Raw genomic sequence first — 25,723 nt, forward strand, 5'->3', positions numbered from 1 at the left:
TGCCATGCGGAACCTGCGCGAACAGATCATCACGGAATTGGGCGTCCAGCCGACCATCGAACCGAAGACCGAGGTACGGCGGCGGGTCGATTTCCTCAAGGATTATCTGAAGGCCACTCCCGCAAAGGGTTTCGTGCTCGGCATCAGCGGCGGGCAGGACAGCGCGCTGGCGGGTCGGCTGTGCCAGTTGGCCGCGGAGGAGTTGCGGGCCGACGGTGCGGAGGTGACGTTCCTCGCGGTGCGGCTGCCCTACGGGGTGCAGGCCGACGAGGTCGACGCGCGCACCGCGCTTCGGTTCATCCAGCCGGACAGGTCGGTGTCGGTGAATGTCCGCCCGAGCGCGAACGCGACCGCGGGCGAGGTGGCCTCCGCGCTGAAGATCGATAAGCTCCGGGATTTCGTGCGCGGCAATATCAAGGCGCGCGAGCGGATGGTGATCCAGTATGCGCTGGCCGGTCAGGAGAACATGCTCGTGGTCGGCACCGACCACGCGGCGGAGGCGGTCACCGGCTTCTTCACCAAGTACGGCGACGGCGGCGTCGACCTGACCCCGCTGACCGGGCTCACCAAGCATCAGGGTGCGTCGCTGCTGCAGGAGTTGGGCGCGCCGGCCAGTATCTGGTCGAAGGTTCCCACGGCCGACCTGGAGGACGATCGGCCGTCGCTGCCCGACGAGGAAGCGCTCGGCCTGACCTACCGCGAAATCGACGACTACCTCGAGGGCAAGGACGTCACCCCCGAGGTCGCCGAGCGAATCGAGTCGATCTATCTGAACACCAGGCACAAGCGCGCGGTTCCGGTGACTCCGCTCGACACCTGGTGGCGCGACTAGCTTGTCGCGGTGCCGGGCGGGTCGGCGCTGGCGGCGTAGTTCTGCATCGCGTCGGCGATCGCGCCGGTGTTGTCGGTCAGCGCCTTGTCACTGATGTTGGTGGTCGTGTCGCAGGACCGGTGGTAGCAGGAGTCGTAGGCGCGGCCCGCCTGGCCGCCGAACATCTGCTGCTCCTGCTGGGTCTTGATGCCCTCGGCGCCGGTGAACAAGCCGCCGACCGCGATGCCCGCACGCATGAACGCGCCGTAGTCCGAGCGGCCGTCGAGCGCAGCGCCGTTGTGCCGCAGGCCCTTAGAATCGAAGTAGCGGGCGAAGTTCTGCTCGATCTGGGCGGAACCGGCCGGGCCCTGGCTGCCGCTGTAGATCTTGTAGGCGTAGTTCGGCGAGCCGATCATGTCGAAGTTGAGATAGAGCTCGAGCTTGGCGCGGTTGGCCGCGGACAGGTTCGCCACGTAGTACTTGGAGCCGACCAGGCCGAGTTCCTCGGCGCCCCACCAGGCGAAGCGGACCTTGTTCTTCGGTGTGGTCGTGGCCATTTGGAGGGCGACCTCGAGCAGACCCGCACTGCCGGAACCGTTGTCGTTGATGCCCGCTCCGGCACGCACCGAGTCGAGGTGCGCCCCGGCCATGACTACCTTGTCCGGGTTGCCCTGCGGGGACTCCGCCAGGATGTTGTGCGTGGTGGCGGGGAGGGCCTCAGTGTCGGTCTTGAGCCGGACGACCGTGTTCGCCTTGGCCAGGTCCTTGCCGACGGCGTAGCTGGTGGCGACCACCGGCACGGTGATGCCGGTCTCGTCGAGCGGCTCGGCGAAGGTGTCGGTGCGGCCGGGCTGGCCCTCGTTGAAGATGATGACGCCGGAAGCCCCTGCGGCCTGGGCGTTCCGGGCCTTGTCGGCGGATGTGCAGGTGCCGCGCTGCAGCAGGGCGATATTGCCGCGGGTGAAGTTGGCGAAGTCCGCGGTGTCGCAGCCGGAGGTCGAGGCGTTCGCCGTCGAACCGGGCGACAAGGCGAGATCGACGCCCTGGACGGTCGCCTTCGTTTCGCCCGAGCCCGAATAGGTCAGGGTGGCGAAGTCACCGAGCTGGTTGCGGTCCGGTGCGGTCGGCTTGTAGGCCGTGCGGGCGGACGAGACCTGCTCCAGCACCGGCGTGGTCCGTTCCCGGAAGGACTGGAAGGTGAACGGCTGCAACGTCACCTGGTAACCCGCGCGGCGGAGTTCGCCTGCCACGTAGTCGCGGGAGGCGTCGTAGCCCGCGGTGCCCGCGGCCCTGGTGCGGCCGTTGGCATTGGCGATCGACTGGAACTTCTCCAGATGTTGCTTGACGGCGGGCGCCTTGATCGAGTCGGCCAGTCGCCCGGGCGGCGGACTGGGGTCGGCGTACGCCGACCCCGCGATAGCGAGGGATAACGCTACTGGCAGCGCGGCGGCGGTGGCGATGACGCGACCGGCGGTGGCACTGCGGAAGATTCGGGGCATAGTCAGCTCCTCCAAAGGGACGGATGAATCCCGATGGATCGGAGATTAAGCCGGGGTGTCAGCCTGATGAAACCCCAGTTGTAGTGGGGAAATGGGTTGAGCCGGTGGGCAATCCGCCCGCACACCCGCCGATCTCACCCCACGTGCGGCGCGCGCGATCGCCTGCCGACGGCCGGGACGAACCGCCCGACCTCGGCGGTGTAGGAGCGGTAGCGATCGCCGTGCACATCGCACAGATACGGCTCCTCGACCACGCGCACCTGTAGCTCGATCACGCCGATGAGTAGCAGAAAGCCCACTACCGCAACAGGATTAGGCGCCATGAGCGTGACGCCAGCGGCGAAGGTGAACATGCCGGTGTAGATCGGGTTGCGCACCATGCCGAACACGCCGGATCGCACCAAGGTCGTGCGTTCGGTGGCGTCGACGCCGATCCGCCAGGATTCACCCATCGCGTGCTGGGCGTAGAGGGTGCCCGCGACACCGGCGAGCGCGACGGCGAGACCGATCCACTGCACAATTGGCTTGTCCAACAAGGGAATCGGCGCAACTACGTCAGCCAGTTGGAGGATCGGCGCGGCAAGACTCAGGACGAGCACAACGACTAGCCCGACTCCGGCAAGCCATTCGAGCGAACCCGGGCGACCGGCGATGCCGTGAAAGCCGGTTGATCCGGTGCGGTGCCATTGCCACCAGGTTCGCCAGCCGAACGCGGCCGCGGCGAACACGAGATACAACACCAGTGCGACTGCCACCATGGCACTCCCCTTCCTCGACTTGCGATCACCATATATGCACCAATACGCATGTGTCTACAGTCTTGGAATACTCTGCTGCACAGCAGTTCCCACCTCGATCTCCCGCCCAGCGACTTGCCGCGCGACACACCGCCTACCGCGTCACAGGGGGCGCGGGGATACCGCGCGCTCCACCTCGGCGAGGCGCCGGGACAGGAAGCGGTGCACCTGTTCGTTCGGTGTGCGTTCCAGTGCGGTGCGGTAATTCGTCGCGGACTCCACGTAGCGGCCCGCGCGGCGGAGCAGGTCGGCCCGAGTAGCGGGGACTAGGTGCGAGGCGGCCAGCCGTGGATGGTCGGCTACCTCGTCGAGCGCGGCAAGACCGGCGTCGAAGCCGCGCAGGAAGCCGACGGCGATCGCGCGGTTCACCGCGACCATGGGCGAGTCGGAGTACTCGAATAACTCGTCGTAGGCGGAAACTATTGCCGCCCAGTCCGTTTGCTCCCAGCCGGCGGCGATAGCGTGCGCACCGGCGATGCGGGCCTGGGCGAGGTAAGGACCGGTACCGTCCGCGGCGGCGGAGATCAGACAGCGCAGCCCGGCTTCGATCTGCGGCCGATTCCACGCGGTGCGATCCTGGTCCTCGATCGGCACCAATTCCCCTTCCGCACTGCGCCGTTGGGCGCGCCGGCTGTCGTTGAGCAGTATCAGCGCGAGCAGCGCCCGCGCCTCCGAATCATCCGGCAACAGACCGCACAACAACTTGCCGAGCCGAATTGCCTCGTCGCACAACTCATCCCGAACCGCAGTCGGCCCAGCGGTAGCGAAATACCCTTCGGTGAAGACCAGATAGACGCACGCCAGCACTGCGGGCATGCGCTCCGGCAACAGCGGCGCGGGCGGCACCCGCAGCGGAATCCCCGCCTGCCGGATCTTCGCCTTCGCACGGGTAAGTCGTTGCGCCACCGTATGTTCCGGCTGCAGAAAAGCCCTGGCGATCTCCGAAGTCCGCAACCCGCACACCAGCCGCAGCGTCAGCGCCACCTGAGACTCCTGCGACAATGCCGGATGGCAGCAGGTGAAGATCATGCGCAGCTGGTCGTCCGATACCGCCGACATGTCGGCCTCCTCGCTCGGCGCGGTCAGCAGGAAGGCGTCCTGCTCCTTGCCATTTCGGGCCGACTCGCGCCGCAGTCGGTCCAATGCGCGATTGCGGGCCGCGGTGGTGATCCAGGCACCCGGATTGGCAGGCACACCGCGGTCCGGCCAGCTGCGCAACGCGTCGGTGAACGCCTCCTGCACCGCGTCTTCGGCCAGCCCGATGTCGCCGACCAGCCGGGCGACGGTAGCCAGGGCCCGGCCGAACTCGGCGCGGTAGATACCGTCGATCGAGACGGCCGGGCCCACCATCGTCAGAAGCCGACGTCGACGATGCGGCGAACCTCCGAGCGCCCCTGCGGGCCCCGCGGGATCAGCGCCGCGATGTCCGCCGCTTCCGCCGGACCGGCCGCGGTGAAGACGTACAAACCGTCGACCACCTCCGCGCCCTCGGTGAACGGCCCATCGGTGAGCAGCAATTTCTCGTCGCGCACCCGTACGGTGGTCGCCGTCGCCGGTGGCTGCAGCGCCCCGCCACCCCGGATCGCGTCGCCGACCTTCTCGGCGAACTGCCCGTGTCGGGCGATCATCGCGTCCCACTCCGCGGTACCCGGCGCGATCACGTCCGCCTGCGACTCCCACAGCAGCGCGACCCACCAGTCCGCAGCGGGTGTGTCGTGCGGCGCCCACATCACCATCGGACGCACCTCGACCGCACCGCGCGCGGCCGCCGGGATCTGCCGGGCGAGTTGGATGGCCTCATCCAGATCCTTCGCGTCGAACACGTAGAACCCGGTGACCACCTCGGCCTGCTCGGTGAACGGCCCATCGGTGATCAGCGCCCGATCACCGCTGTGCCGGACGTTGACCGCGGTGGCCGACGGGAACAACGCCGCACCACCCGCGATCGCCGCGCCCGCCGCCTCCTGGAAGGCCGCGTACTTCGCCACCCCTGCGGCGAACTCCGGACTCCCCGGCTGGGCGCCCTGCCCATCTCCCACAATCGTCGCCAAGTAGTGCATGGTCGCCAACCTTCCTCGAATGGAAGAGTCCGTCACCCTTCCCTACCCAGACGACGAACAACACACGGCCATATACACACCGCCGCCAAACTATTTCTACTCCGGTTTCGCGTGATCCCGACGCAGCAGTTCGGTGGTCATCGCGTGGATCGCCCTGGTCAGCTCGGTGTTGGTCTTGAGCTCGAGCTCCTGCTGGGTGAAGTCGTGGTCGGCCTTGATCTGCTGGAACTGGGCCTGGCGGTTCTGGCCGATCATCACGAACGTGGACAGGAAGATCGCCTCCAGCGAGACGATCAGGGTCAGGGTCGGCCAGGGGTTCGACTCGCCCCACACCATCCACACGACGAACAGCACGGCGTGGATGTAGACGAACTGCATGGATCCGGCGAACTTGGTGATGGCGTCGGCGAGCCGGAGTTGCAGGCTGGCCGCCCGGATCTCCTGCTGCTTCAGAATCGCGGGATGGCGTGGGAACTGCGACGGCTGTGACATGTCCGGTCGGCCTCCTCGAGCGGCGAAAGGCGTTGGCGCGCCGATGCTAACCCGCTGGTGCCGACCGAGCACGCAACCGCAAACTGTAATGCGCCCGAGGGACGGCTCAGCCGCCCGCGAACGGCGGCAGCACGTCCACCCGCGGCGTCAGCGCAGTGTGCGGGTCACGGGTGAGTTCATCGCCGACGAGGTAGGCACACACCGACAGCATCTTGTCCAGATTCGGGCCATACGACGCGGACAACGTCGAACGCAGATCGGCGACGGTGGCGCCGATCGGCAGGTCGAGGGTCTCGCGGTCCTTGCCGACGGCGTCGGCGATGGCGGCGAAGTAGCGGATCTCAACCACCGATGGCTCCCATCGTGCGTTCCGGCGGCACGAAGCCCTCGATGTCGATGCCGTGACCGGCCCACTTGTTCCACATCGCGCCGCGCCACAGCGTGGCCAGTTCGGCGTCGTCGGCGCCGGAGCGCAGTACCTGCCGCAGGTCGTACTCCTGGTCGCTGAACAGGCAGGAGCGCAGCATGCCGTCGGCGGTGAGCCGGGTGCGGTCGCAGGTGTCGCAGAACTTGCGGGTGACCGAGGCGATGATGCCGACGGTGGCGGGACCGCCGTCGACCAGCCATTTCTCGGCGGGGGCCGAGGGATCGTCGCGGCCCGCCGGGGTGAGGTCGAAGCGGGCGCCGAGCACGCCGAGCAGTTCGGCGGCGGTGACCATGTTGGCGCGGGCCCATTCGTGGTCGGCGTCGAGCGGCATCTCCTCGATGAACCGCAGCGAGCACGATTCGTCCAGGCACCACTGGAGCAGATCCGCTGCGCCGGAGAGGGTTTCGCGCATGAGGACGGCGTTCACCTTGACCGGGGCGAGCCCGGCGTCGCGGGCGGCGCGAATGCCAGCCAGCGCCGAGTCGAGCCGGTCGCGCCGGGTCAGCTTGGCGTATCCGGCGCGGTCGACGGTGTCCAGCGAGACGTTCACCCGGCTCAGTCCGGCCGCGGCGAGCGCGTGCGCGCGGTGCTCGAGTCCGACGCCGTTGGTCGTCATGGCCAGGGGCGTGTCCGGCACCTGTTCGTGGCAGCCCGCGATGATCTTTTCCAGGTCGCGGCGCATCAACGGCTCGCCGCCGGTGAACCGGACCTCCTGCACACCGAGTTCGCGCACCGCCAGCGTCACCAGGCGCACGATCTCCTCGACGGTGAGCAGTTCGTGGTGCGGTATCGCGGGCAGCCCCTCCTCGGGCATGCAATACGTGCAGCGCAACGAACACTTCTCGGTGATGGAGACGCGCAAATCGCGGGCCACTCGCCCGAATCGGTCGAGCAGAAACGGCGTATCGGGCCGCCCGTCGAGCGAGGGACGCCCGGAACGCACGGCAGGAATCCCCATCTCGACCAGAGTCACCTGTCCATTATGACCTCTGCCCGCCGTTGGTCAGTCGCAGAAGGTACGGAATCGCGCACCGCGCGCCCCACGAGATTGTGAGGTTCACACAAGCCAGACGGCCGATTGACCTCGATCGGCGGACGTTAGGCTGGCTCACATGAACCCTCGGCCCGCCAGCGTCTCGGCCCGGCCCGTCGACGACTACCGGGACAGCATCGAACAGCTGTTGCGGCCATTGGCCGCGCGCTCGATCGAAGACGTCTCGGTACCGGCGGCACTCGGCAGGCAACTAGCCGAGGACCTCCGTTCCCCGGTCGACCTGCCGGTGTTCCGCAACTCGGCGATGGACGGCTACGCGGTGCGCGCCGCGTCCGTGGTGGTCGCGCCGGTCACGCTGCGGGTGGCCGGTGTCGTCGCGGCGGGCAATGCCGGGCAGACGCCGCTGCCGCCCGGCGCCGCGATCAAGGTGATGACCGGCGCGCCGATCCCGCCCGGCGCGGACTGCGTGGTTCCGGTGGAGGACGTGCGCGCCGACAACGGCACCATCACCATCGAACGCGGCCGCAGCGCAGGCGAATTCGTGCGCGAGGCGGGCACCGACGTGCGGGCCGGTGACCTGCTCGTGCACGCGCGCACCACGCTCGATCCCCGGCATATCGCGGCGCTCGCGGCGGTCGGTTTGCCGACCGTGCCGGTGTTCCGCACGGTCCGGGCGGCGGTCATCACGACCGGCGACGAGCTCGTGCCCGCCGGCAGCACGTTGGCGCCGGGGCAGATCTACAACTCCAACGGCATCGCGCTGGCCGCCGCGCTCACCGCGAACGGGGTCACTGTCGTCTCGGTCGCGCACAGCACCGACGATCCCGACCAGTTCCGCGCGCTGCTGGCTGACGCGACCGGATCCGCCGATGTCGTTTTCACCTCCGGCGGGGTGTCCAAGGGCGACTTCGAGGTGGTCAAGGACGTGCTCGAGCCGCTCGGCGGCACGTTCGGCTCGGTCGCCATGCAGCCGGGCGGGCCGCAGGGCCTGACCGTGGTCGACGGCGTGCCGGTGCTCAGCTTTCCCGGTAATCCGGTCAGCACCATGGTGTCGTTCGAGGTGTTCGCCCGGCCGATCCTGCGCGGCCTCGCCGGGCTGCCGCACGTCGACATCTACGAGCTGCCGCTGCGCAACGAGGTGGCCCGCTCGCCGCACGGCAAGCGGCAGTTCTTGCGCGGCAAGCTGATTCGCGCGAAGCACGGCGATCTGCCCGCGCTGCACCGACATCCAGAGGCGGTGGAGGTGGTCTCCGGACCCGGGTCCCATCTCGTCGCGAGCATGGCGTGGGCGGACGTACTGATCGATATTCCGGCCGAGGTCACCTCGCTGCCCGCGGGGGCCGTCGTACGCGTGTGGTCGCTGTGATCCGCCCTGTCCCAGGAGTTTTCGATGAGTGAGTTGTCGCATGTGGACGGCGAGGGCCGCGCCCGCATGGTCGATGTCAGCGCCAAGTCCGACACCACCCGGATCGCGGTGGCCTGCGGCGAGCTGCTGACCACCGCCGAGGTGATCGCGCTGGTGCGGGCCGACGACATGCCCAAGGCCGACGTGCTGTCCACCGCGCGGATCGCGGGCATCGCCGGGGCGAAGAAGACCTCGGAGCTGATCCCGCTCTGCCATCAGCTCGCCCTGTCCTCGGTGAAGGTCGAATTCGGCTTCACCGAGTCCGCCATCACCATCGAGGCCACGGCAAAGACCAAGGGGCCCACCGGTGTCGAGATGGAAGCGCTGACCGCGGTCGCGGTCGCCGGGCTGACGCTGCACGACATGGTGAAGGCGGTCGATCCGGCGGCGACGCTGAACGGAGTGCGGCTGCTCACCAAAGAGGGTGGCAAGCATGGACATTGGGTGCGTCCCGAGTCCGCTGATCATCATCAGGTCAGCGCTGCAACGGAATCCGTCCCGAGCGAGGCATCCGCAACGAGCACCGCGTCGCCGGAACCCGTTTCGGACGCTCGTTCCGCGGTTGTCCTGGTCGCCTCGACCGGTGTCGCGGCGGGCACCCGGGAAGACACCACCGGGCCGGTCCTCACGGAATGGCTTGCCGGACTCGGCTTTTCGGTCCACGGACCGCTGGTCTACGCGGACGCCGACATCGCCGTCGGACTGGCCGACGCGCTGCGCTTCGAGCCGTCGCTGGTGATCAGCACCGGCGGCACCGGTGCCTCGCCCACCGATGCCACCCCGGAGGCCACCCTCGCCGTGCTGACCCGCGAGCTGCCGGGCGTCGCCGAGGCGATCCGGCAGCGCGGCACCGCGAAGTTCCCCCTAGCAGCGCTGAGCCGCGGCGTGGCCGGGCTGGCCGGACGGTCAGTGGTCGTGAACCTGCCGGGCTCTCCCGGCGGCGTCAAGGACGGCATCGCGGTGCTCGAACCGCTGCTCGATCATCTGCTCGCGCAAGTAGCCGGAGGCGGAAGCCATGACAACAACTGAACCCACCGTCCGGCTGGCCCGGATCAGCGACCGGCCGCTCGACGCCGCCGCGGTCGAGGCCGCGGTGACCGGGCCGCACTACGGCGCCGTCGTCGTGTTCACCGGCAAGGTCCGCGACCACGACGGCGGACAGGCCGTTTCCGCGCTGGAGTACTCGGCGCATCCCGAGGCCGAGCGCTTCTTGCACAAGGTCTGTGCCGAGCTGGCCGAATCTGCGGGCCTGCCGGTCGCCGCCGTGCACCGGATCGGCGCGTTGACCGTGGGTGACGACGCGATCGTCGTCGCGGTCGCCGCCGCACATCGCGCCGAGGCCTTCACCACCTGCGCGGCCCTGGTGGACCGGATCAAGCACGAGGTGCCGATCTGGAAAAGACAGCTGTTCGCCGACGGGTTGTCCGAATGGGTCGGCGCCTGCGGTTAACCGATCCGTGACAAGAACCCCATGACGAATCAACACGCCGGAGATAGCGTTTCCGCACACGCAGTTCGCCGGAGGCGCGGGAGGACGCGATGGGTACCGATCAGGTTTTGCTGCACCGGTTCGTCATCTCTCAGCTCAGCGCGGCCGGTCTCGATCGCGATCGACTGATCCGCGAGACCGGGCTGCCCGAGTGGACGCTGGCCGACGACCAGGTGCACCTGCCGAGCCACACCTTCTCCCGGCTGTGGGAGATCGGTGAGCACGGGCTCGGCGATCCGGACGTCGCGCTGAACGTGGCCAAGCGCTACCAACTGCCCACGCTCGGCCTGTACGACTATCTGTTCTCCACCGCGCCCACCCTCGGCGCGGGTCTGGCGACCTGCGGGCCGTATGTCACCGCGGTCACCACCAACCACCGCTTCGACCTGGTCGCCGAGCACGACGGCGAGGTGACGCTCTACCTCGACATGATCAAAGGCGAGGGCCGTGGCCGCGACCTCACTCAGCTGTGGGGCCTGGCCGCCGTGCTGAGCCGGGCGAGGCGAGTGGTCCGCGAGCCGGTGATCCCGCTACGGATTTCGCTGCGCCAATCGGCGCCGGTCAAGGTGGCGACGTTCGTCGAGGTGTTCGGCACCGCCGCCATCGAATTCGACGCACCGTTCGACGCGATGGTCTTTCGCGCCAGCGATATGGACCTGCCGCTGACCACCAGCGATCCGGTGCTCGCCGCGGTGCTGCAGCCACTCGCCGAGGCCTTGCCGCCACCGCCGCCGCTGGCCTCCGCCTGGCCGGCCCGGGTCGCGGCCGCGCTGGCCGACGCGCTGGAAACCGGCGATGTCTCGCTCGATCAGGTGGCGCACCGGCTGGCCACCAGTCCGCGCACGCTGCAGCGCCGTTTGATGGAGGCGGGCACCACGTGGCGGCACGAACTGGATCGGGCGCGGACGGCGCGGCTCAACGAGGCGACGTCGGCCGGTCCGCTCACCAGATCACGGCAGGCCGAACTGCTCGGCTACTCCGACGCGGGCTCAATGCGCCGCGCGGCCCGGCGCTGGACGGTGGCGCCCCGCGGGCAACAAGCCGCCCGCTTCGACTGACACCTCACTGTCTGAGGAAACGCGCCACGGTTCCCCAGAACGTGGTGTCCTCGATCGCGCGGAAATCCCAGCCATTGGCGATGGCATGCGATTCGGCAACAATGCCGGGAACGTCGAAGTCGTAGCGCGTAGCGGTCCCCTTGGCCTCCAGCGCTTCGATCACGTACGCGGTGGCGCTCTCCAGCGAATCTGACACGGAAAACTCCCATCGGTCGCAAAACGAATCTGCTCGATCATGAATCGGTGCGCCGACCCGACACCACGCTCGGTACGTTCGCACCTTTGCGCACGTGCCGACGCGGCGAGCACCAGGACAGTCTCGTGTCCGCCCGACGCCGCCGCTAGCACCGAACGCGCCAGATTGTGGCCGAATGCGCCAAACTCGTCGCGCAGGGGGACTCAGTGCGGCGTGTAGCGCCACACGCCGAGCATGGACTGCGGGTCCAGCGGGGCGTCGTCGAGGTGCACGGTGTCCTGCAACCGTTTCGTAGCCACCTCGGCGTCCATGCCCGCACCGATCAGCACCAGCTGGGTCGTGCGGGGTTCGCCGCGCGCCCAGTTCGCCGGTTCGAACACGAGATGGCGGCCGACCAGGTGCAGTACGAACTTGCGGCGCTCGTCCGCGACGGCGAAGGCGGCGAAGCCCTTGGCGCGGAACAGGCCGGGCGGTGGGTCTTCCAGGAAACCGATCAAGCCGCGCGGGTCGAGCGGCTGCTCGCTGGTGAAGGAGACGCTGAGGTAGTCGTCGTGCAAATGACGGTGCTCGGTGTGGTCGTGGTCGTGCTTGTCGAGCAGTGCGTCGAAGCTCAATTGCTCGGCGACCGTGGGTGTTTCGCGCAACGGCTCGTCGAACAGCAGGCCGGGCTCGAGCCGGCCGTGCGTGGTCGCGTACACCGGTACCTGGCCGATCAACTCCGCGATGTCCTGTCGCAACGCGCTCAGCTGCGTGGCGGGCACCCGGTCGGCCTTGTTGACCACCACCAGGTCCGCCAGCCGCAGATGCGTGGTCAGCTCGGGATGACGCGCGCTGCTTGCCTGGAACTGCTCGGCGTCGACCACCTCGACCAGACCGCCGTAGCGGATGCGCGGGTTGTCGCTGCCCACCACCATCCGGATGAGGTTGCGCGGTTCGGCGAGGCCGCTGGCCTCCACCACGATCACGTCGATCTTGGCGCGCGGCTGGGCGAGCCGGGTGAACAGCTCGTCCAATTCGCTGACGTCGACCGCGCAGCAGACGCAGCCGTTGCCGAGCGAGACCATGGCGTCGACCTGCCCGGCGACCAGCATCGAGTCGATGTTGATCGCGCCGAAGTCGTTGACAACCACGCCGATTCGAGTGCCTCGACTGTTGCGCAAGAGGTGGTTGAGCAGGGTTGTTTTCCCGGAACCGAGAAACCCCGCGACGATCACAACAGGAATCCGGTCAGCCACGCCGACCACCATACTTGGCGGCGCGATAGGCCCGGAAAAGCCGAACGTCACCCTCGGCGGGGGTGACGTTCGGCCGTGCGGTGGGTGCTATTTGGCGGGAGCGATGAACTTGGCCGCCAGGGCGTAGGCGAGGTTGATCAGCTCCGCGGTGACCAGGTTGTTGTCCACGCCGAGAGACTTGGCCAGCGGCATCAGCAAGGTCAGGACCATGTCCATGATCTCGCGGACGGACTGCATGTCGCTCGACTCGCCGGGCACGGTCGGCTGGGTGCCCGGCATGGTCGGGCTCTGCTGGGTACCGGGGGCAGTCGGCGATTGCTGGGTGCCCGGCCACGTGCCCGGGCTGGTCTGCGCCGGTGGCGTGAAGGGCGACGCCTGACCCTGGGGTGCGGTCTGCCCCTGAGGCGCGGTCTGGAACTGGGGCGCGGTCTGGAACTGCGGTGCGACCTGGCCCTGCGGTGCGTTCAGCGCCTGCGGTGCCTGAGCACCTGCCGGAGGTTCAGTGGACGCCGGATACGGCTGCGGTTGCGGTTGCGGCGGATTCGACTGCACCTGCGGTGCGTCCAGCGCCTGCGGTGCCGCCGCGCCCGCCGGGGGCTCGGTCGACGCCGGATACGGCTGCAACTGCGGCGAATTCGACTGCGGCTGCGGCCCGGCCAACTCCTGCGGCGCCGACTGCGCCTGTGGTGCCGACTGCGCGGGCGGTTCTATCGCCGCCGGTGCGCCCGCCTGCGGTTCGGTCGATGCCGGATGCTGCTGCGGCAGCGGTGCCGCGGCGGGCCGCTCGCCCGTCACGTTCGGCGTCACCGAGTGCGACCCGAGCAGATAACCCACCAGCCCGGTGGTGATGGTGACGGCGTGCTTGAGCTGACCTTCCTTGCTCTCCAACTCCGCGGCATCCTCGGCATTGGCGCCGTTGCCCATCTCGATGAACACATCCGGCACGGCGGTCAGCGCGGGTCCGGCGATGTCCTTGCGCGGCATCAGGCCATCCGCGCTCGCGTACTGCGCCGGACGGAACCCGGCCCCGAGGTAGGCGTCGCGCATCGCGGTCGACGCGGCCAATCCGGCATTGGACTGGATCGCGTTGATCGCCGGGTCGGGAATCGGCAGCTCGGGCACGATCAGGTGGAAGCCACGCTGGTCGGCGGGCGCACTGTCGGCGTGAATGCTCACCGCGACGGCAGCACCGGACTCGTTGGCGGCCTTGGCGCGGTCATCGATGCAACCGCCCCAGCCCTGATCATCCAGGCGACTCAACTTCACCTGCGCGCCGAACTGTTCCAGCGCGGTCTTCACCAACTGCGCGACATTCCAGTTGATGGTGTGCTCGGGCACCCCGTTCACGGTGACCATGCCGGTGGTCTGGCAGTCCTTCGTGCCACCGCGACCGTCGCTGACCTGCTTGGCGACGTTCTCGCCGTGGCCGGGCCCCTGATGGCCCGGATCGAGGAACACGGTCTTGCCCGCGAGCTTGGTGGTCAGGTCCGGCTGGGCCGGATCGGCGGCGGCGGTTACCGGAACCAACCCGGACAGCGTCACCGTGACCGCGGCCGTGACGGCGGAACAGATTCCGGCCCTGATGATGCTTGGTTGCTTCATGTTCGGTCGGTGCCCCGGGACAGGGCACCCCTCCCTTCCCATTAGTAACACCAAACCCAGTGGTTCACTCTCGCAACGCGAGCATCAGCATAGCAACCCCAGTTATCCAACCGTTACCGCTGGCGCGGCGTGTTCAGGAGCAATCAGGCGCCGCGGGGCAGGCTGCGCAGCGACCGCAGGGCATAGTGCACGCGGGTCTTCACGGTGCCGACCGGGACACCGATGTCGTCGGCTACTTCTTGATAGGCGCGGTCGCGCAGGATCACCTCGACCACGGCCTGGCGCTGCGGGTCGGGCAGCCGGGCCAGCAGCTCCGCGACCAGCAGGCCGTCCACCAGCCCGTCCGAGAAATCGGGATGCGCGTAGCGGATGTCGCTGAGTTCGCCGATCTCGTCCCAGCCGGTGTCCCCCGGCCGGGACGCCCGCGCGCGCACGGTGTCGATGATGACGTTGCGCAGGATCGCCAGCAGCCAGGTCCGCACGCTGCCCTTGGTGTTGTCGAAGTACGCGCATGAACGCCACGCCCTGAGCAGCGACTCCTGCACCGCCTGCTCGGCCAGCCCGCTATCGCCCAGCGCACGCATGGCCCGCCAATGCAATAACGCCCGGTCGGTTGCCAGCACGGCGGCTAGCCCGTCGTCGGTGCAGAGTCCCGCGCACTGCGCGCCGCATGAGGTGGGCTGCCGCACCGTCCGGACGGACTCGAGCCGAGCGCATGTCATACCTCGGATATCGCGGCACGCCCGGCCGATGACAACATCGTGCGCGATTAAATAATGCATCCGCACAAGAAATGTGGAATGCGGCACATTCAGCCGGGCGGTCTGGTAGACCTTGGCCCCGGAGATTCCGGGGATCTCCCAGGTCAGCCGCCGTGCAGCGGTTGCAGCACGATTCGAGGAGAACATCGCCATGCGCGCAAGCACACTCCTCATCGCCGGCGCCATGACGTCCGCGATGACCATGCTCGGAGCCGCGACGGCGGCGGCCGAACCCGCGAACACGATGCCCGCGGACGGCGTCTACCTGGTGGGCGTCGACATCTTCCCCGGCATCTGGGAGGCACCCGGCACGCCCGACCCGGCCTACGGCTGCGATTGGCGCAGGCTGTGGAAGGTGGAGGGCGACAACACCAAGATGGAATACATCATCGGGAACAACTTCACCCGGCTCGGCCCGATCCGTGCGGAGATCAAGCCGACCGACGTGGCCTTCAAGACCACCAACTGCGGGCCGTGGCGGCTGCTGCCCCCGCCGCCGCGCACCGGATCGTTCGGCGGCTGAGGCCGGCGCCTCGCTAGGGTCAGGCCCATGACGAGGACCAAGATTCTGATCACCGGCGCCAGCGCGGGCCTCGGCGCCGCGATGGCACGCGACTTCGCGAGCAAGGGCCGCGATCTCGCGCTGTGCGCCCGGCGGCAGACCGCGCTCGAGGCGCTGCGCGACGAGCTCATCGCGGCCCATCCCGGCATCACCGTTGCGGTCCGCGCGCTAGACGTCGACGAGCATGCGGCCATACCCGGGGTGTTCGGCGAGCTGCGCGACGAACTCGGCGGACTGGACCGGGTGATCGTCAATGCGGGTCTGGGCAAGGGCGCGGTGATCGGCACCGGCCGGGCCGCCGCCAATATCGCTACGGCGACAACGAATCTCGTCAGCGCCCTCGCGCAGGCCGAGGCGGCGCTGGAGATCTTCCGCGCGCAGAACTCCGGGCACCTGGTGCTGGTGTCGTCGATGAGCGCGGTGCGCGGACTGCCGGGCAAGAAGGCCGCGTACTCGGCGAGCAAGGCGGGCCTGGCCGCGCTCGGGCAGGCGCTGAGCACCGAATTGGCGAAGTCGCCGATCGCGGTCACCACGCTGCTGCCCGGGTTCATCGCCACCGACATGGCGGCCAAGGCGGGCGACACCCGCTTGGTGGCGCCGCTGGACAGGGGTGTTGCCGCGATGGTCGGCGCGATCGAGAAGGAGCAGCGGCGGGCGTGCGTTCCGGCATGGCCGTGGCGCGTGCTCGATCTGGTGCTGCCGGTGCTGCCGGGCGCGGTAGTTTCTCGCATCAGCTGAATCCGCGCGTTCGGCAAAAACACGAAATAACGTGTCGCGCGCCACATAATCGGATGCTAAAAGTTAGCCAAATGTCCGAATTTATGTTTCTTTAACACATTCCTGTTCTATTTGACGCTTCCCTTGCGTCCGCTGTTACATCTTCGTAATAAATTACGACGAACCTTTGCGGAGGTTCGTAACGATGGGCCGCGCCAGCTCGAGTCCCAACGAAGGGCCGAAGGTGCTCCTGCTGAGGAAAGTGTTTGAAAAGTATGAGGGTCAAGAAGTTCGCTGCCGCGTCCACACTGGTAATCGCGGCTGTTGGGATCACTAGCGGCACCGCCTACGCAGAGCCTGCCGCACCGGCCCCCGTTCCGGGGTCGACCGTGCAGACCGACATTCTGCCCGGGATCCACTACACCGCGAATGTGGTGGACAACTCGGTTGTACTGAAGACCGAGGCCGGGTCGTTGACGACACAGGGCACACAATTCCAGGTTCTGGATAACCAGGGACATCTGGTTGCTGGCATGCCTCTCACCTATCTCAAAGACGGCATGGAATGGCCGATTGCGGCCCGGATCGACGGCAACACCGCCACTTTCACGCCGAGCACCAACGCGGCGGACGCGCACCCCGCCGCGATGCTGAAGCCGGTGGACGCGAAGGACGTCGCGGGCGTCGACTTCAACACCGCGCTGAGCACGGCGGCCACCCAGTTCGGCCTGGCCACCGCCATCGGCACGCTGGTCGGCACCATCGTCGGCGGCGCGCTCGGCTGTGTCGCGGGTGCGATCATCGGCGCACCGCTGGTCGTGCCGACGTTCTTCGCCGGTCCGATCGGCCTGTGCATCGCGGGTGCCGGCGTCGGCATCGCGCTCGGCGCGGCGGCGGGCATGATCCTGCTCGGCGTTCCGGTCGGCATCGCCAGCGCGGTCCAGTTCTTCAGCTCGGTGTATGGGTAAATAACACCGAATACCGCCGAGGCCCGGCAGGTGACTCTTCGTCGCCTGCCGGGCCTTGTCGTCGTTGTCTGACCTCTGCCGCTCAGCGCCAGGACCCAGTGCTCGCCGCTTGGGAATACTTCTGCCTCGAACGTCGTTGAGCCCAACGAGACCATTGCGCGCCGAAGATCGAACCTGTACTCTCGGCCACGTCTTCTACTTGTGGATGTAGGTAGTTCTCCCACAAGAATTCCGAGATCCCCTTCCGACCCGGTCAACAGAGCCGTTCCGGAATATCACTCAGGATCCTGCCCCGCGACGTGCCCTACGCCGTCGCATTCACGGCTGTTCGCCGTACCCAAAAACTCACTCCCCAGAAGGAAATCCCATGAACACCAACACAATCAACGAAACAACCACCGACGACCCAGCGGCCGAACAGCATTCGATCCGCACCGTCACCGGCATCCTCGACCTGCACGACAACCGCGGCACCCTGCGCCTCGACGGCTACCTGCCCGGACCGGACGACATCACCGTGCCACAACGGCTGATCCGCGAACACCGCCTGCGGCGCGGCGACTTCCTCACCGGCACAACACAATCCGCAGGCGCCAACGGCAAGCCCGCACCGCTGCACACCGTCGGCACGGTCAACGGGCAACAGCCGGACAAAATCCGGCACCGGCCCGCCTTCGCCGACCTGGTGCCGATCTACCCCAACGAACGCCTGCGCCTGGAAACCGAACAGCACGCCATGACCACCCGGGTCACCGACCTGGTCATGCCGATCGGCAAAGGTCAACGCGCACTGATCGTCGCACCGCCGAAAGCGGGCAAAACCTCTGTGCTGCAAGCCATCTCGCACGGCATCGCGAAGAACCACCCGGAATGCGAGCTCATGCTGGTACTGGTCGGCGAGCGGCCGGAAGAGGTCACCGACCTCACCAGGGCCGTGCCCGCCGATGTCGCGGCGGCCACCTTCGACCAGCCCGCCCGCGAGCACATCGCGGTCGCCGAACTGGCCATCGAACACGCCAAACGACTCGTCGAAATGGGCCGCGACGTCGTGGTCCTGCTCGATTCACTGACTCGCCTTGCCCGCGCCTACAACCTGGCCAGCCCGGGCTCCGGCCGGGTACTGTCCGGCGGCGTGGAGGCCTCCGCTCTGGCCCCGCCCAAGCGCTTCCTCGGCGCGGCCCGCAATATCGAGAACGGCGGCTCGCTCACCATCATCGCCACCGCACTGGTGGAGACCGGCTCGCTGGCCGACACGGTGATCTTCGAGGAATACAAGGGCACCGGCAACGCCGAGCTCAAACTGGACCGCGCCGCCGCGAACCGCCGGGTCTTCCCCGCCGTCGACATCAACCAGTCCAGCACCCGCAAGGACGAACTCATGCTGGCACCCGACGAGCTCGCCGCGACCCAGACCCTGCGCAAAACCCTTGCCACACTGGACAACCAGCAGGCTCTCGACCTCCTGCTGGAAGGCCTGCGCAAGTCCGAGACGAACGCCGAGTTCCTCGCCCCGATGCGCGCCGGGCGCGGCTGAGCGGGTTTTCGCCGTCATACGGCGGTGGCGTAAACCCGCCAGAGCCGCGACCCCGCCGCTGGTGGACTTGGCGACGTGTCCACACTTCTCGCCACTCCCGCCCCGGCGCCCGCCCGCAGCACACTGACCGGCTGGCTCGCCGTTGTCTCGGTGATGATCGCGATCTTCTCGATCGTCACCACCGAGATCCTGCCGATCGGCCTGCTCACCTCGATCGGCGCCGACTTCACCATCTCCGACGGCATGGCCGGGCTGATGATGACCGCGCCCGGACTGATCGCCGCCGTCGCCGCGCCGGTGGCGACCGTCGCCACCGGGCGGATCGATCGGCGAATCATGCTGTGCCTGTTCATGTTTCTGCTTATTCTTGCCAACGCGCTGATGGCGGTCGCGCCCGAGTACTGGGTCGTGCTGGCGTCCAGGGTGCTGATCGGCATCACCATCGGCGGATTCTGGTCCATCGCGGCCGGTTTGGCCGAACGCCTGGTGCCTGCGGCATCGGCGAGCCGAGCCAACGCGGTGATCTTCTCCTCGGTGCCGCTCGGCTCCGTGCTCGGCGTGCCCGCGGGCACGCTGCTCGGCGAGATCGCCGGTTGGCGAACGGCATTCGTGGTGGTCGGGGTGCTCTCGGCCGCCGTGCTCGGCATGTTGCTGACGTTTCTGCCGCCGCTGCCCGCTCGGGCGGTCACCCGGGCGTCCGTGCTGCGCGGGCTGCTTCGCGGCATCAACATCCGATTCGCCTTGCTGGCAACGTTTCTCGTCGTGCTCGCACAGTTCGGCGCCTACACCTATGTGACACCGTTCCTCGAGCAGGTCACCCATGTCGGGCCGGGCATGATCACGCTGCTGCTCCTGATCTATGGCGTCGCAGGCATTCTCGGCAATTTCCTCGGCGGTGCCGCGATCACGCGGCGACCGCGCGCCACCCTCGGCTGCGCGGCGGCCATGATGGCGATCGCCACACTGTCGCTGCCCGTCCTCGGCCGATGGGAGGCGGGCGCGCTTGTGCTGCTGATCATTTGGGGCATCGGGTATGGTGCCGTCCCGGTGTCCACCCAGGCTTGGTTCGCCAAGGCCGTGCCGAACGCGCCGGAGGCGGCCTCGGTGCTGTTCACCGCCGCGTTCCAGGCGACGTTCGCGCTCGGCGCGCTGACCGGCGGGCTGGTGGTGGACCGCGGCTCGCCCGCCACCGTGATGCTGCTCGGCGGGCTCACCGCGGCGCTGGCGATCGTCGCGGTGGTAACCCACGCCGGGCAGCGTCGGACCTGGCCGGACCGGCAGGACTTACCTCGCGGGTAATCGACCAGCGGCACCGGATCGGGCAGGATCGCGAACATGATCGATGAGACGGGCACCAAGCTGTTCCACCAGACCATGCCGTTCACCGAGCGACTCGGCCTCGAGGTGCTCGAGCACGGGCCCGAACTGGTGCGCAGCCGGATCGCCTGGGACGAATCGCTGTGCACGCTGGGCGGCGTGCTGCACGGTGGCGTGCTGATGTCGCTGGCCGACGCCACCGGCGCGGTGTGTGCCTACCTGAATCTGCCGGACGGCAAGGCGGGCACCACCACCGTCGAATCGAAGACCAACTTCGTCAGGGCGGTCCGCGCCGGCTACGCCACCGCCTCGTCGACCCCGCTGCACGCGGGCCGCTCGTTCATCGTGGTGGAAACCGAAATCCGCGACGACGCAGGCAAGCTCGTCGGGAAGGTGACGCAAACCCAAGCCGTGCTGTAGGCCGTCGAGCCGGTCCTCGGAGTCCGGCAGCGCACGACAAAGCCCGTCTGGCAACGGTTCTCGTTGCCAGACGGGCTTCTCGCATTCAGGCGAACAGGACGACACCCAGGGCCGCGATGAAGATGACCTGGACGAGGGTGCGCAGCGGGAGCGGCATGGTCTTGATGCCGAGTTCCGCCTTCGCCGCGCGAATGTTGGCCGGGAACAAGCAGATCAGCATCACGATCAGTGCGCCGGCGGCGAGTTTCGAGGTGGCCGGGATGAGCAGTCCGGCCGCTCCCGCCAGTTCCAGGACGCCGGTGAGGGCGACCAGCGCGGCCGGATTCGGCAGTTTCGGCGGCACCATCGCCACCAGAGCCTCGCGGCGCGGCGAGAGGAAGTGCGCGCTGGCGGTCAGCACGAACATGGCGGTGAGGCCGAGTGCGACGGCGTGCGGCCAGGAATCCAGCCACTCGGGTCCGGCCAGCCAGCCGATGAGCCGGGCCAGTGCGGTGACGACGGCGAGTACAACCAGCGGTGCCATCAGGGTCTCCTACGTATTCTCACGATCAATCTTGACAGTGGAAAGATTAGATCCGCCGCGCAAACTTGTCAATGCCTAGATTCTCGGGCACCATCGAGGCATGGCGAAAAGCGGCTATCACCACGGGGATCTGCGGGCGACCATCCTGGCCGCGGCGGCCGATCAGATCGCGAGCGACGGCGTCGACGCGGTCTCGCTGCGCGAGCTGGCCCGCCGGGCGGGCGTCTCGCACGCGGCGCCCGCACACCATTTCGGCGACCGCGCGGGTGTACTGACCGCGCTGGCCATCGAGGGTTTCGAGCTGCTCACCGCGGAACTCGCGCAGGCCGGGGCCGACTTCCGCGAGGTCGCCGTCGCCTACATTCGTTTCGCGCGCGAGCACCCCGGGCATTTCGACGTGATGTTCCGGCACAGCCTGCTGCGCGCCGACGATCCGCGCCTGGACGCGGCCCGCCTCGGGGCCGCGAGCGCGCTCCGCTCCGGCGTGTCCGTCATCCACCCGGCCGACGCCGACCAGCAGCAGGCCACCCAGTTGGCCGCCTGGTCGCTGGTGCACGGTTTCGCGGCGCTGTGGCGCGAAGGAGCGCTGGATAATTCGAGCCTGGCCGCCGACACCGACCCCGAAGTCCTTGCCCGCCGTATGCTCGCCACCGTGCGCTTCGACTGACCGGCAAACTCCACCGTCCGGCAGCAAATCCCGGACAACGCGAGCAACCGCCGCGCGCGTACGGCACAGTGGGGCACCAGGATTGCGGAAAGGAGTTGGCGCCACCACCGGTGGCCGCCGTCGACACCATGGACATCCATGCTTACCCGACCGAGTGCACCACTCCGGTGACGCTCGCCGAAGCGGAACGCCTCACCGAGCGCTACCTGGCCTTCGACGACGACGCCGGACGCGGGATCACCAATAGGATCACCGAATTCGACAGCTGCTTCGTGGTGGTCGCCATCTTCACCCCGCCACCGCCGACCGAAACCCGCACTCCGCCAAGCCCGCTGCCCATCGGCGGCACGGTGAGCACCATCGACAAGGCCAGCGGCGCCATCACCCTCTGGCCGACCTACCCGCCCGACCTGGTCGCCGAGCACCACGCGGCGGCGGTGCGCACCGACCGGCTGATCATCGAGGAAACCTGGCCCGCGAGTAGCTGATTACGGCGACCACCACCTCATCCGCAGGGGTGAGTAGGGATCACCCCGGAGAGTGAGGCCAGAAAGCCCGCAGACAGTCCAGACTGATGTTTGTGAGGTCTATCGATGCGGTTACCCGGACCGCGAGTGCGGTGGACGACGCGACCCGGCGGGTGACGGAACGGTTCGAGCGATTCCCGGCCGGTGCGGTCGATCTCGTGTTGACCGTGGTGATCACCATTGCCACCGTCGGGCCCGCCGTGCTGGCCGGTCGGCCGTGGTGGGTGATCGTGCTGTCGGCGGTCGCGTCCGTGCCGGTGCTGTGGCGGCGGCGCGCGCCGGTCACCATCTTCCTCATCGTCGGTCCGGCGATCACCGTGCTCGCTTGCCTGCACGCCCTGTCCGATCTGCCTTACGGCACCATCGTCTGTGCGTACACGATCGCCGCGTACAGCCCACCCGTGCGGCGACGCACCGCCTTCGTAGCGGGCATCGTCGGCATCCTGGTCTCCCTGATCATCCCCAACGAGAGCCCGGATTCCTACGCCTACGCGGCCATGTCCTTCCTCACCGCGTGGGCGCTCGGCACCGGCGTCCGGGCCAGACGGGCGCAGATCGAGATGCTCGAGGAACGCGCCCGCCGACTCGACGAGGAACGCCAGGCCGCCTTGGACCGGGAACGCCTGCGGATCGCCAGGGACATGCACGACATCGTCACGCACTCGGTGGGCGCGATGATCGTGCAGGCCGAGACCGGCCCGCTGTTCACCGGCACCGACCCGGCGCGGGCGGACGCTACCTTCGCGAGCATCGCGGAGACGGGTCGTGTTGCGGTGCACCAACTTCGGCGCAGCCTCGATACGTTGCGCGGCGAATCCGCCGACCCGCGCCACCAACCGGGGATCGAGGCGATCGCGGACCTGGTCGAGCTGTCGCGGCGCGGCGGGCTCGCCGCGTCGCTGGACGAGAACGGACCACGACGCGCGGTGTCCGACGATGTCGGCGTCACCGCGTATCGCGTGGTGCAGGAGGCGTTGACGAACACCATGAAGCATGCGCGGGCCACCGGCGTGCGGGTCTCGCTGCGCTGGTCGGATCAGCTACTGACGGTGCGGGTTTCCGATGACGGCTCGGAACCGGTGCACCCGAAACCCGGTGGCTACGGACTGCTCGGGATGCGCGAACGGGTCACCGGCAACGGGGGAACGCTGCGACACGGCCCCTCGGACCACGGTTTCGACGTCGCCGCCGAACTGCCGCTCGGACAAAGGAGTTGACCGTGCGCGTACTGGTGGTCGACGACCAGGACCTGTTCCGCGCCGCCTTCAGCCTGATCCTCGACGCCCAACCGGATATCACCGTGGTCGGCGAGGCCGCCGACGGACTGGAGGCGATCGAGAAAGCCGGCACCCTGGCACCCGATGTGGTGGTCATGGACGTCCGCATGCCGCGGCTCGACGGCGTGGCCGCTACCCACCGCATCTGTGCCGAGACCTCAGCGAAAGTGTTGGTGCTCACCATGTTCGACCTCGACGAGTATGTCTTCGATGCCCTGCGCGCGGGGGCCAGCGGGTTCCTGCTCAAAGATGTTCGCCGCGAGGAACTGGTCGAGGCGGTCCGCGTCGTCGCCAAGGGCGAGGCCCTGCTCGCGCCGACAGTGACCCGGCGCCTGATCGCCGAGCTCACCGAGCGCGGGCACCCGCGACCCGAGCTCGCGCGGCGCCTCGACGAGCTGACCGAGCGGGAGCGAGACACGTTGCGCCAGTTGGCGCGTGGGCTCTCGAACGCCGAGGTCGCCGCCGCGATGATGGTCAGCGAGCACACGGTGAAGACCCATGTCAGCTCGGTGCTGGCAAAGCTCGGCCTGCGCGATCGGGTGCAGGCGGTGGTGTTCGCGTATGAGGCGGGTCTGGTGCAGCCGGGGGCCGCGCAACCGAGTTGACCCACCGCACGAGGGAGATCGAATTCGGTCGTCTCGGCGATGTGCTCGACCGGTCGCGCACCGAATATCGAAGGGGTGAAACGCTTTCCGCTCGCCGTGTCGGCGATTCTGATCTCCGCGCTGCTGTGGCATTTCGGTACCGGTCTGCGGCCGCTGCCCGGGTTGGCCTTCCTGGCCCCGCTACCGGTATTGCTGCTGATTCCGCGAGTGTCCGCGGCGACGGCTTTTCTCGCCGGAGTCCTGTCCTGGCTGGGTGGCGAGCTCCCCATGTGGTCCTACTTCACCGAAACCCTCGAACAGCCGGTCCCGGTGACGGTGCTGCTGCTGGGCGGAACCGCCCTGCTGTTCGGCGGGATCGTCGCCGTGACGCGGGCGCTGTTGGGGCGCGGGCGCCCCGGTCTCGCGGTGCTCGCACTGCCCGCCGGTTGGGTGAGCGTGGAATTCCTGCTCGCGGTGGCGGGTCCGTTCGGCGCGTGGTGGAGCATCGCCTACACCCAGGCCGACGTGCTGCCGGTGATCCAGACGACCTCGCTCACCGGCGCGTGGGGTATCACCTTTCTGATTCTGCTGGTGCCGTCGGCGATCGCGGTGCTGGTCGCGCCGGAAGTTACTCGGACGCAACGCCTTCGGGTGGTCGGCGCGACGGCGACGGCGCTGATCGCGCTCGGCGCCTTCGGCTTCTGGCGGTTGGCCGCGCCGCAGGAGGGGGCCGCGGTGCGGGTCGGATTGGTGGCGGTGGCGCAGCCGCCGGACTATGTTCCGGTCGATTCGGCCGACGGCCGCGACATGGTGGCGCGGGTCGTCGTCGAGATCGAACGACTGGCCGACCAGGGCGCACAGGTAGTGGTTCTGCCGGAAAAGGCTTGGCGCGCCGATGATTCCACCATCGCGGCGCTGTCGGGACCACTGACGGAGGTCGCTACTCGCCGCAACATCGACGTGGTCGCCGGACTGATCCTCACCACGGGTGGCATCAGCTACAACGCCGCGATCGACTACCCCTCCGGCGTGCGCTACGCCAAGCACTACCTGATTCCCGGACTGGAGGACGAGCACCAGCCGGGCACCGAGTGGCAGAGCGTTCCCGGCAAGCCCTGGGCTTTGGCGATCTGCTACGACCTGGACCATCCGAACCTCGTCCTGGCCGATCAACGCCGCGGCGCGACGTTACTGCTCGTTCCCGCGCTCGACTTCACCGACGACTACTGGCTGCACAGCCGGATGGCGGTGCTGCGTGGCGTCGAATCCGGGATGGGTGTCGCGCGGGCACCGCAACTCGGTGAACTCGTGGCCAGCGATTCCCGCGGGCGGATACTCGCTTCCGCGACAACGGATGTCACGGTGACCAGGGCGGTTCTCGCGGAAATCCCGCTGACCTCGGACAACACCGTGTACGCGCGATTCGGCGACTGGTTCGGCTGGACCTGCGTCGCGCTGTTCGGTGTCGCGCTCGGCGCGACGATGTGTCGACGACGCACAGTCTGACCATCGAAGTTCGGCCCCGCCGACCGGGCAAACCTCGGCGGGATCAGCGCTGCCCGGTTGCGGGTCCGTTATCAATTCGTTACCCTTCTGACATACGTGCACTTCACCGCAGGTCGTGACGTTCGTCCGGTGCGTACGCACCGGGGGGTCACCGTTTGCGCCGATTGAAACGTGGGTACCGGTCTAATTCGTGCCCAGTCTCTGGTGTCAGGACCCGGAGGTAGGACGAAACGAGGTCCGCTCGACGGGCTGGAGAGGACACGCACGTGACTGATGGGGACCCGGAGAGTTTTCC

At 68.1% G+C, this 25,723-nt stretch carries 28 protein-coding genes; 16 read left to right on the top strand and 12 right to left on the bottom strand.

Going from position 1 to position 25,723, the window contains the following annotated elements; genetic code table 11:
• Positions 1-4: 4 nt before the first annotated feature.
• Positions 5-832: an ammonia-dependent NAD(+) synthetase gene (gene nadE / locus ACIBK2_RS20220; protein WP_396969044.1), complete on the top strand. Its 828-nt coding sequence runs from the start codon at positions 5-7 to the stop codon at positions 830-832.
• On the opposite strand, the gene ACIBK2_RS20225 is transcribed toward nadE, so the two are convergent.
• The 7 genes from ACIBK2_RS20225 to moaA form a co-directional block, all read right to left on the bottom strand.
• Positions 829-2,310, bottom strand: a complete 1,482-nt coding sequence (locus ACIBK2_RS20225; protein ID WP_396969045.1) for a M28 family peptidase — start codon at positions 2,308-2,310, stop codon at positions 829-831. The two genes, nadE and ACIBK2_RS20225, sit on opposite strands and share 4 nt — an antisense overlap.
• Positions 2,311-2,444: 134 nt before the next feature.
• Positions 2,445-3,068, bottom strand: coding sequence for a methyltransferase family protein (locus ACIBK2_RS20230; RefSeq protein ID WP_396969046.1), 624 nt, complete (start codon positions 3,066-3,068; stop codon positions 2,445-2,447).
• A 141-nt stretch (positions 3,069-3,209) separates the two neighbouring features.
• Positions 3,210-4,457 (bottom strand): RNA polymerase sigma factor, encoded by a 1,248-nt coding sequence (locus ACIBK2_RS20235; RefSeq protein ID WP_396969047.1) that lies wholly within the window; start codon positions 4,455-4,457, stop codon positions 3,210-3,212.
• A gap of 2 nt (positions 4,458-4,459) precedes the next feature.
• Positions 4,460-5,167, bottom strand: a complete 708-nt coding sequence (locus ACIBK2_RS20240; RefSeq protein ID WP_396969048.1) for a YciI family protein — start codon at positions 5,165-5,167, stop codon at positions 4,460-4,462.
• A 96-nt stretch (positions 5,168-5,263) separates the two neighbouring features.
• The gene (locus ACIBK2_RS20245; RefSeq protein ID WP_396969049.1) at positions 5,264-5,659 is read right to left on the bottom strand and encodes a DUF1003 domain-containing protein; all 396 of its coding nucleotides are present in this window, start codon (positions 5,657-5,659) and stop codon (positions 5,264-5,266) included.
• 106 nt (positions 5,660-5,765) lie between these two features.
• Positions 5,766-6,008 (bottom strand): MoaD/ThiS family protein, encoded by a 243-nt coding sequence (locus tag ACIBK2_RS20250; protein ID WP_379288052.1) that lies wholly within the window; start codon positions 6,006-6,008, stop codon positions 5,766-5,768.
• Positions 6,001-7,059, bottom strand: a complete 1,059-nt coding sequence (moaA, locus tag ACIBK2_RS20255) for a GTP 3',8-cyclase MoaA (RefSeq protein ID WP_396969050.1) — start codon at positions 7,057-7,059, stop codon at positions 6,001-6,003. The genes ACIBK2_RS20250 and moaA overlap by 8 nt, the downstream gene beginning before the upstream one ends.
• A gap of 139 nt (positions 7,060-7,198) precedes the next feature.
• On the opposite strand from moaA, the gene glp reads away from it, so the two are divergent.
• The 4 genes from glp (at position 7,199) to ACIBK2_RS20275 (ending at position 11,032) form a co-directional block, all read left to right on the top strand.
• Positions 7,199-8,446 (top strand): gephyrin-like molybdotransferase Glp, encoded by a 1,248-nt coding sequence (gene glp / locus ACIBK2_RS20260; protein ID WP_396969051.1) that lies wholly within the window; start codon positions 7,199-7,201, stop codon positions 8,444-8,446.
• Between the two features lie 24 nt (positions 8,447-8,470).
• On the top strand, positions 8,471-9,514 hold the full coding sequence (gene moaCB / locus ACIBK2_RS20265) for a bifunctional molybdenum cofactor biosynthesis protein MoaC/MoaB (protein WP_396969052.1): 1,044 nt from the start codon (positions 8,471-8,473) through the stop codon (positions 9,512-9,514).
• Positions 9,501-9,935, top strand: a complete 435-nt coding sequence (locus tag ACIBK2_RS20270) for a molybdenum cofactor biosynthesis protein MoaE (RefSeq protein ID WP_396969053.1) — start codon at positions 9,501-9,503, stop codon at positions 9,933-9,935. The genes moaCB and ACIBK2_RS20270 overlap by 14 nt, the downstream gene beginning before the upstream one ends.
• An 89-nt stretch (positions 9,936-10,024) precedes the next feature.
• Positions 10,025-11,032, top strand: coding sequence for an AraC family transcriptional regulator ligand-binding domain-containing protein (locus ACIBK2_RS20275; RefSeq protein ID WP_396969054.1), 1,008 nt, complete (start codon positions 10,025-10,027; stop codon positions 11,030-11,032).
• A 4-nt stretch (positions 11,033-11,036) separates the two neighbouring features.
• On the opposite strand, the gene ACIBK2_RS20280 is transcribed toward ACIBK2_RS20275, so the two are convergent.
• From ACIBK2_RS20280 to ACIBK2_RS20295, 4 genes are all read right to left on the bottom strand, one after another.
• The gene (locus tag ACIBK2_RS20280) at positions 11,037-11,228 is read right to left on the bottom strand and encodes a hypothetical protein (RefSeq protein ID WP_396969055.1); all 192 of its coding nucleotides are present in this window, start codon (positions 11,226-11,228) and stop codon (positions 11,037-11,039) included.
• Between the two features lie 203 nt (positions 11,229-11,431).
• Positions 11,432-12,475: a CobW family GTP-binding protein gene (locus ACIBK2_RS20285; RefSeq protein ID WP_396969056.1), complete on the bottom strand. Its 1,044-nt coding sequence runs from the start codon at positions 12,473-12,475 to the stop codon at positions 11,432-11,434.
• 75 nt (positions 12,476-12,550) lie between these two features.
• Complete coding sequence (locus ACIBK2_RS20290; protein WP_396969057.1) at positions 12,551-14,065, bottom strand: N-acetylmuramoyl-L-alanine amidase; 1,515 nt, start codon at positions 14,063-14,065, stop codon at positions 12,551-12,553.
• A 143-nt stretch (positions 14,066-14,208) separates the two neighbouring features.
• Complete coding sequence (locus ACIBK2_RS20295) at positions 14,209-14,979, bottom strand: sigma-70 family RNA polymerase sigma factor (RefSeq protein ID WP_396969058.1); 771 nt, start codon at positions 14,977-14,979, stop codon at positions 14,209-14,211.
• On the opposite strand from ACIBK2_RS20295, the gene ACIBK2_RS20300 reads away from it, so the two are divergent.
• The 6 genes from ACIBK2_RS20300 to ACIBK2_RS20325 all read left to right on the top strand — a co-directional run bounded on the left by ACIBK2_RS20300 (position 14,978) and on the right by ACIBK2_RS20325 (position 20,344).
• Positions 14,978-15,349, top strand: a complete 372-nt coding sequence (locus ACIBK2_RS20300; protein WP_396969059.1) for a hypothetical protein — start codon at positions 14,978-14,980, stop codon at positions 15,347-15,349. The two genes, ACIBK2_RS20295 and ACIBK2_RS20300, sit on opposite strands and share 2 nt — an antisense overlap.
• Before the next feature lie 27 nt (positions 15,350-15,376).
• A complete protein-coding gene (locus ACIBK2_RS20305; RefSeq protein ID WP_396969060.1) occupies positions 15,377-16,126 on the top strand; it encodes an SDR family oxidoreductase in 750 nt (249 codons plus the stop codon).
• A gap of 254 nt (positions 16,127-16,380) precedes the next feature.
• A complete protein-coding gene (locus ACIBK2_RS20310; protein ID WP_396969061.1) occupies positions 16,381-17,073 on the top strand; it encodes a hypothetical protein in 693 nt (230 codons plus the stop codon).
• A 367-nt stretch (positions 17,074-17,440) separates the two neighbouring features.
• The gene (locus ACIBK2_RS20315) at positions 17,441-18,607 is read left to right on the top strand and encodes a transcription termination factor Rho, short form (RefSeq protein WP_396969062.1); all 1,167 of its coding nucleotides are present in this window, start codon (positions 17,441-17,443) and stop codon (positions 18,605-18,607) included.
• A gap of 75 nt (positions 18,608-18,682) precedes the next feature.
• On the top strand, positions 18,683-19,906 hold the full coding sequence (locus tag ACIBK2_RS20320; protein WP_396969063.1) for an MFS transporter: 1,224 nt from the start codon (positions 18,683-18,685) through the stop codon (positions 19,904-19,906).
• A gap of 36 nt (positions 19,907-19,942) precedes the next feature.
• Entirely contained in the window at positions 19,943-20,344 is a 402-nt protein-coding gene (locus tag ACIBK2_RS20325) for a PaaI family thioesterase (protein WP_396969064.1), read from the top strand.
• A gap of 85 nt (positions 20,345-20,429) precedes the next feature.
• Here the strand turns inward: ACIBK2_RS20325 and ACIBK2_RS20330 are convergent, their stop codons facing one another.
• Positions 20,430-20,867, bottom strand: coding sequence for a hypothetical protein (locus ACIBK2_RS20330; RefSeq protein ID WP_396969065.1), 438 nt, complete (start codon positions 20,865-20,867; stop codon positions 20,430-20,432).
• 100 nt (positions 20,868-20,967) lie between these two features.
• Here ACIBK2_RS20330 and ACIBK2_RS20335 point away from each other — a divergent pair, with 100 nt between their 5' ends.
• The 5 genes from ACIBK2_RS20335 (at position 20,968) to ACIBK2_RS20355 (ending at position 25,428) form a co-directional block, all read left to right on the top strand.
• A complete protein-coding gene (locus ACIBK2_RS20335) occupies positions 20,968-21,534 on the top strand; it encodes a TetR/AcrR family transcriptional regulator (protein ID WP_396969066.1) in 567 nt (188 codons plus the stop codon).
• Between the two features lie 95 nt (positions 21,535-21,629).
• The gene (locus ACIBK2_RS20340; protein ID WP_379288080.1) at positions 21,630-22,022 is read left to right on the top strand and encodes a hypothetical protein; all 393 of its coding nucleotides are present in this window, start codon (positions 21,630-21,632) and stop codon (positions 22,020-22,022) included.
• A gap of 92 nt (positions 22,023-22,114) precedes the next feature.
• Entirely contained in the window at positions 22,115-23,278 is a 1,164-nt protein-coding gene (locus ACIBK2_RS20345; RefSeq protein WP_396969067.1) for a sensor histidine kinase, read from the top strand.
• Complete coding sequence (locus tag ACIBK2_RS20350; protein ID WP_396969068.1) at positions 23,275-23,943, top strand: response regulator; 669 nt, start codon at positions 23,275-23,277, stop codon at positions 23,941-23,943. Before ACIBK2_RS20345 ends, ACIBK2_RS20350 begins: the two co-directional genes overlap by 4 nt.
• Positions 23,944-24,018: 75 nt before the next feature.
• Positions 24,019-25,428, top strand: a complete 1,410-nt coding sequence (locus ACIBK2_RS20355; RefSeq protein ID WP_396969069.1) for a nitrilase-related carbon-nitrogen hydrolase — start codon at positions 24,019-24,021, stop codon at positions 25,426-25,428.
• The last annotated feature ends 295 nt before the right edge of the window (positions 25,429-25,723 follow it).

This window comes from Nocardia sp. NPDC050175 (genome assembly GCF_044459885.1).
Classification (GTDB): Bacteria; Actinomycetota; Actinomycetes; order Mycobacteriales; family Mycobacteriaceae; genus Nocardia.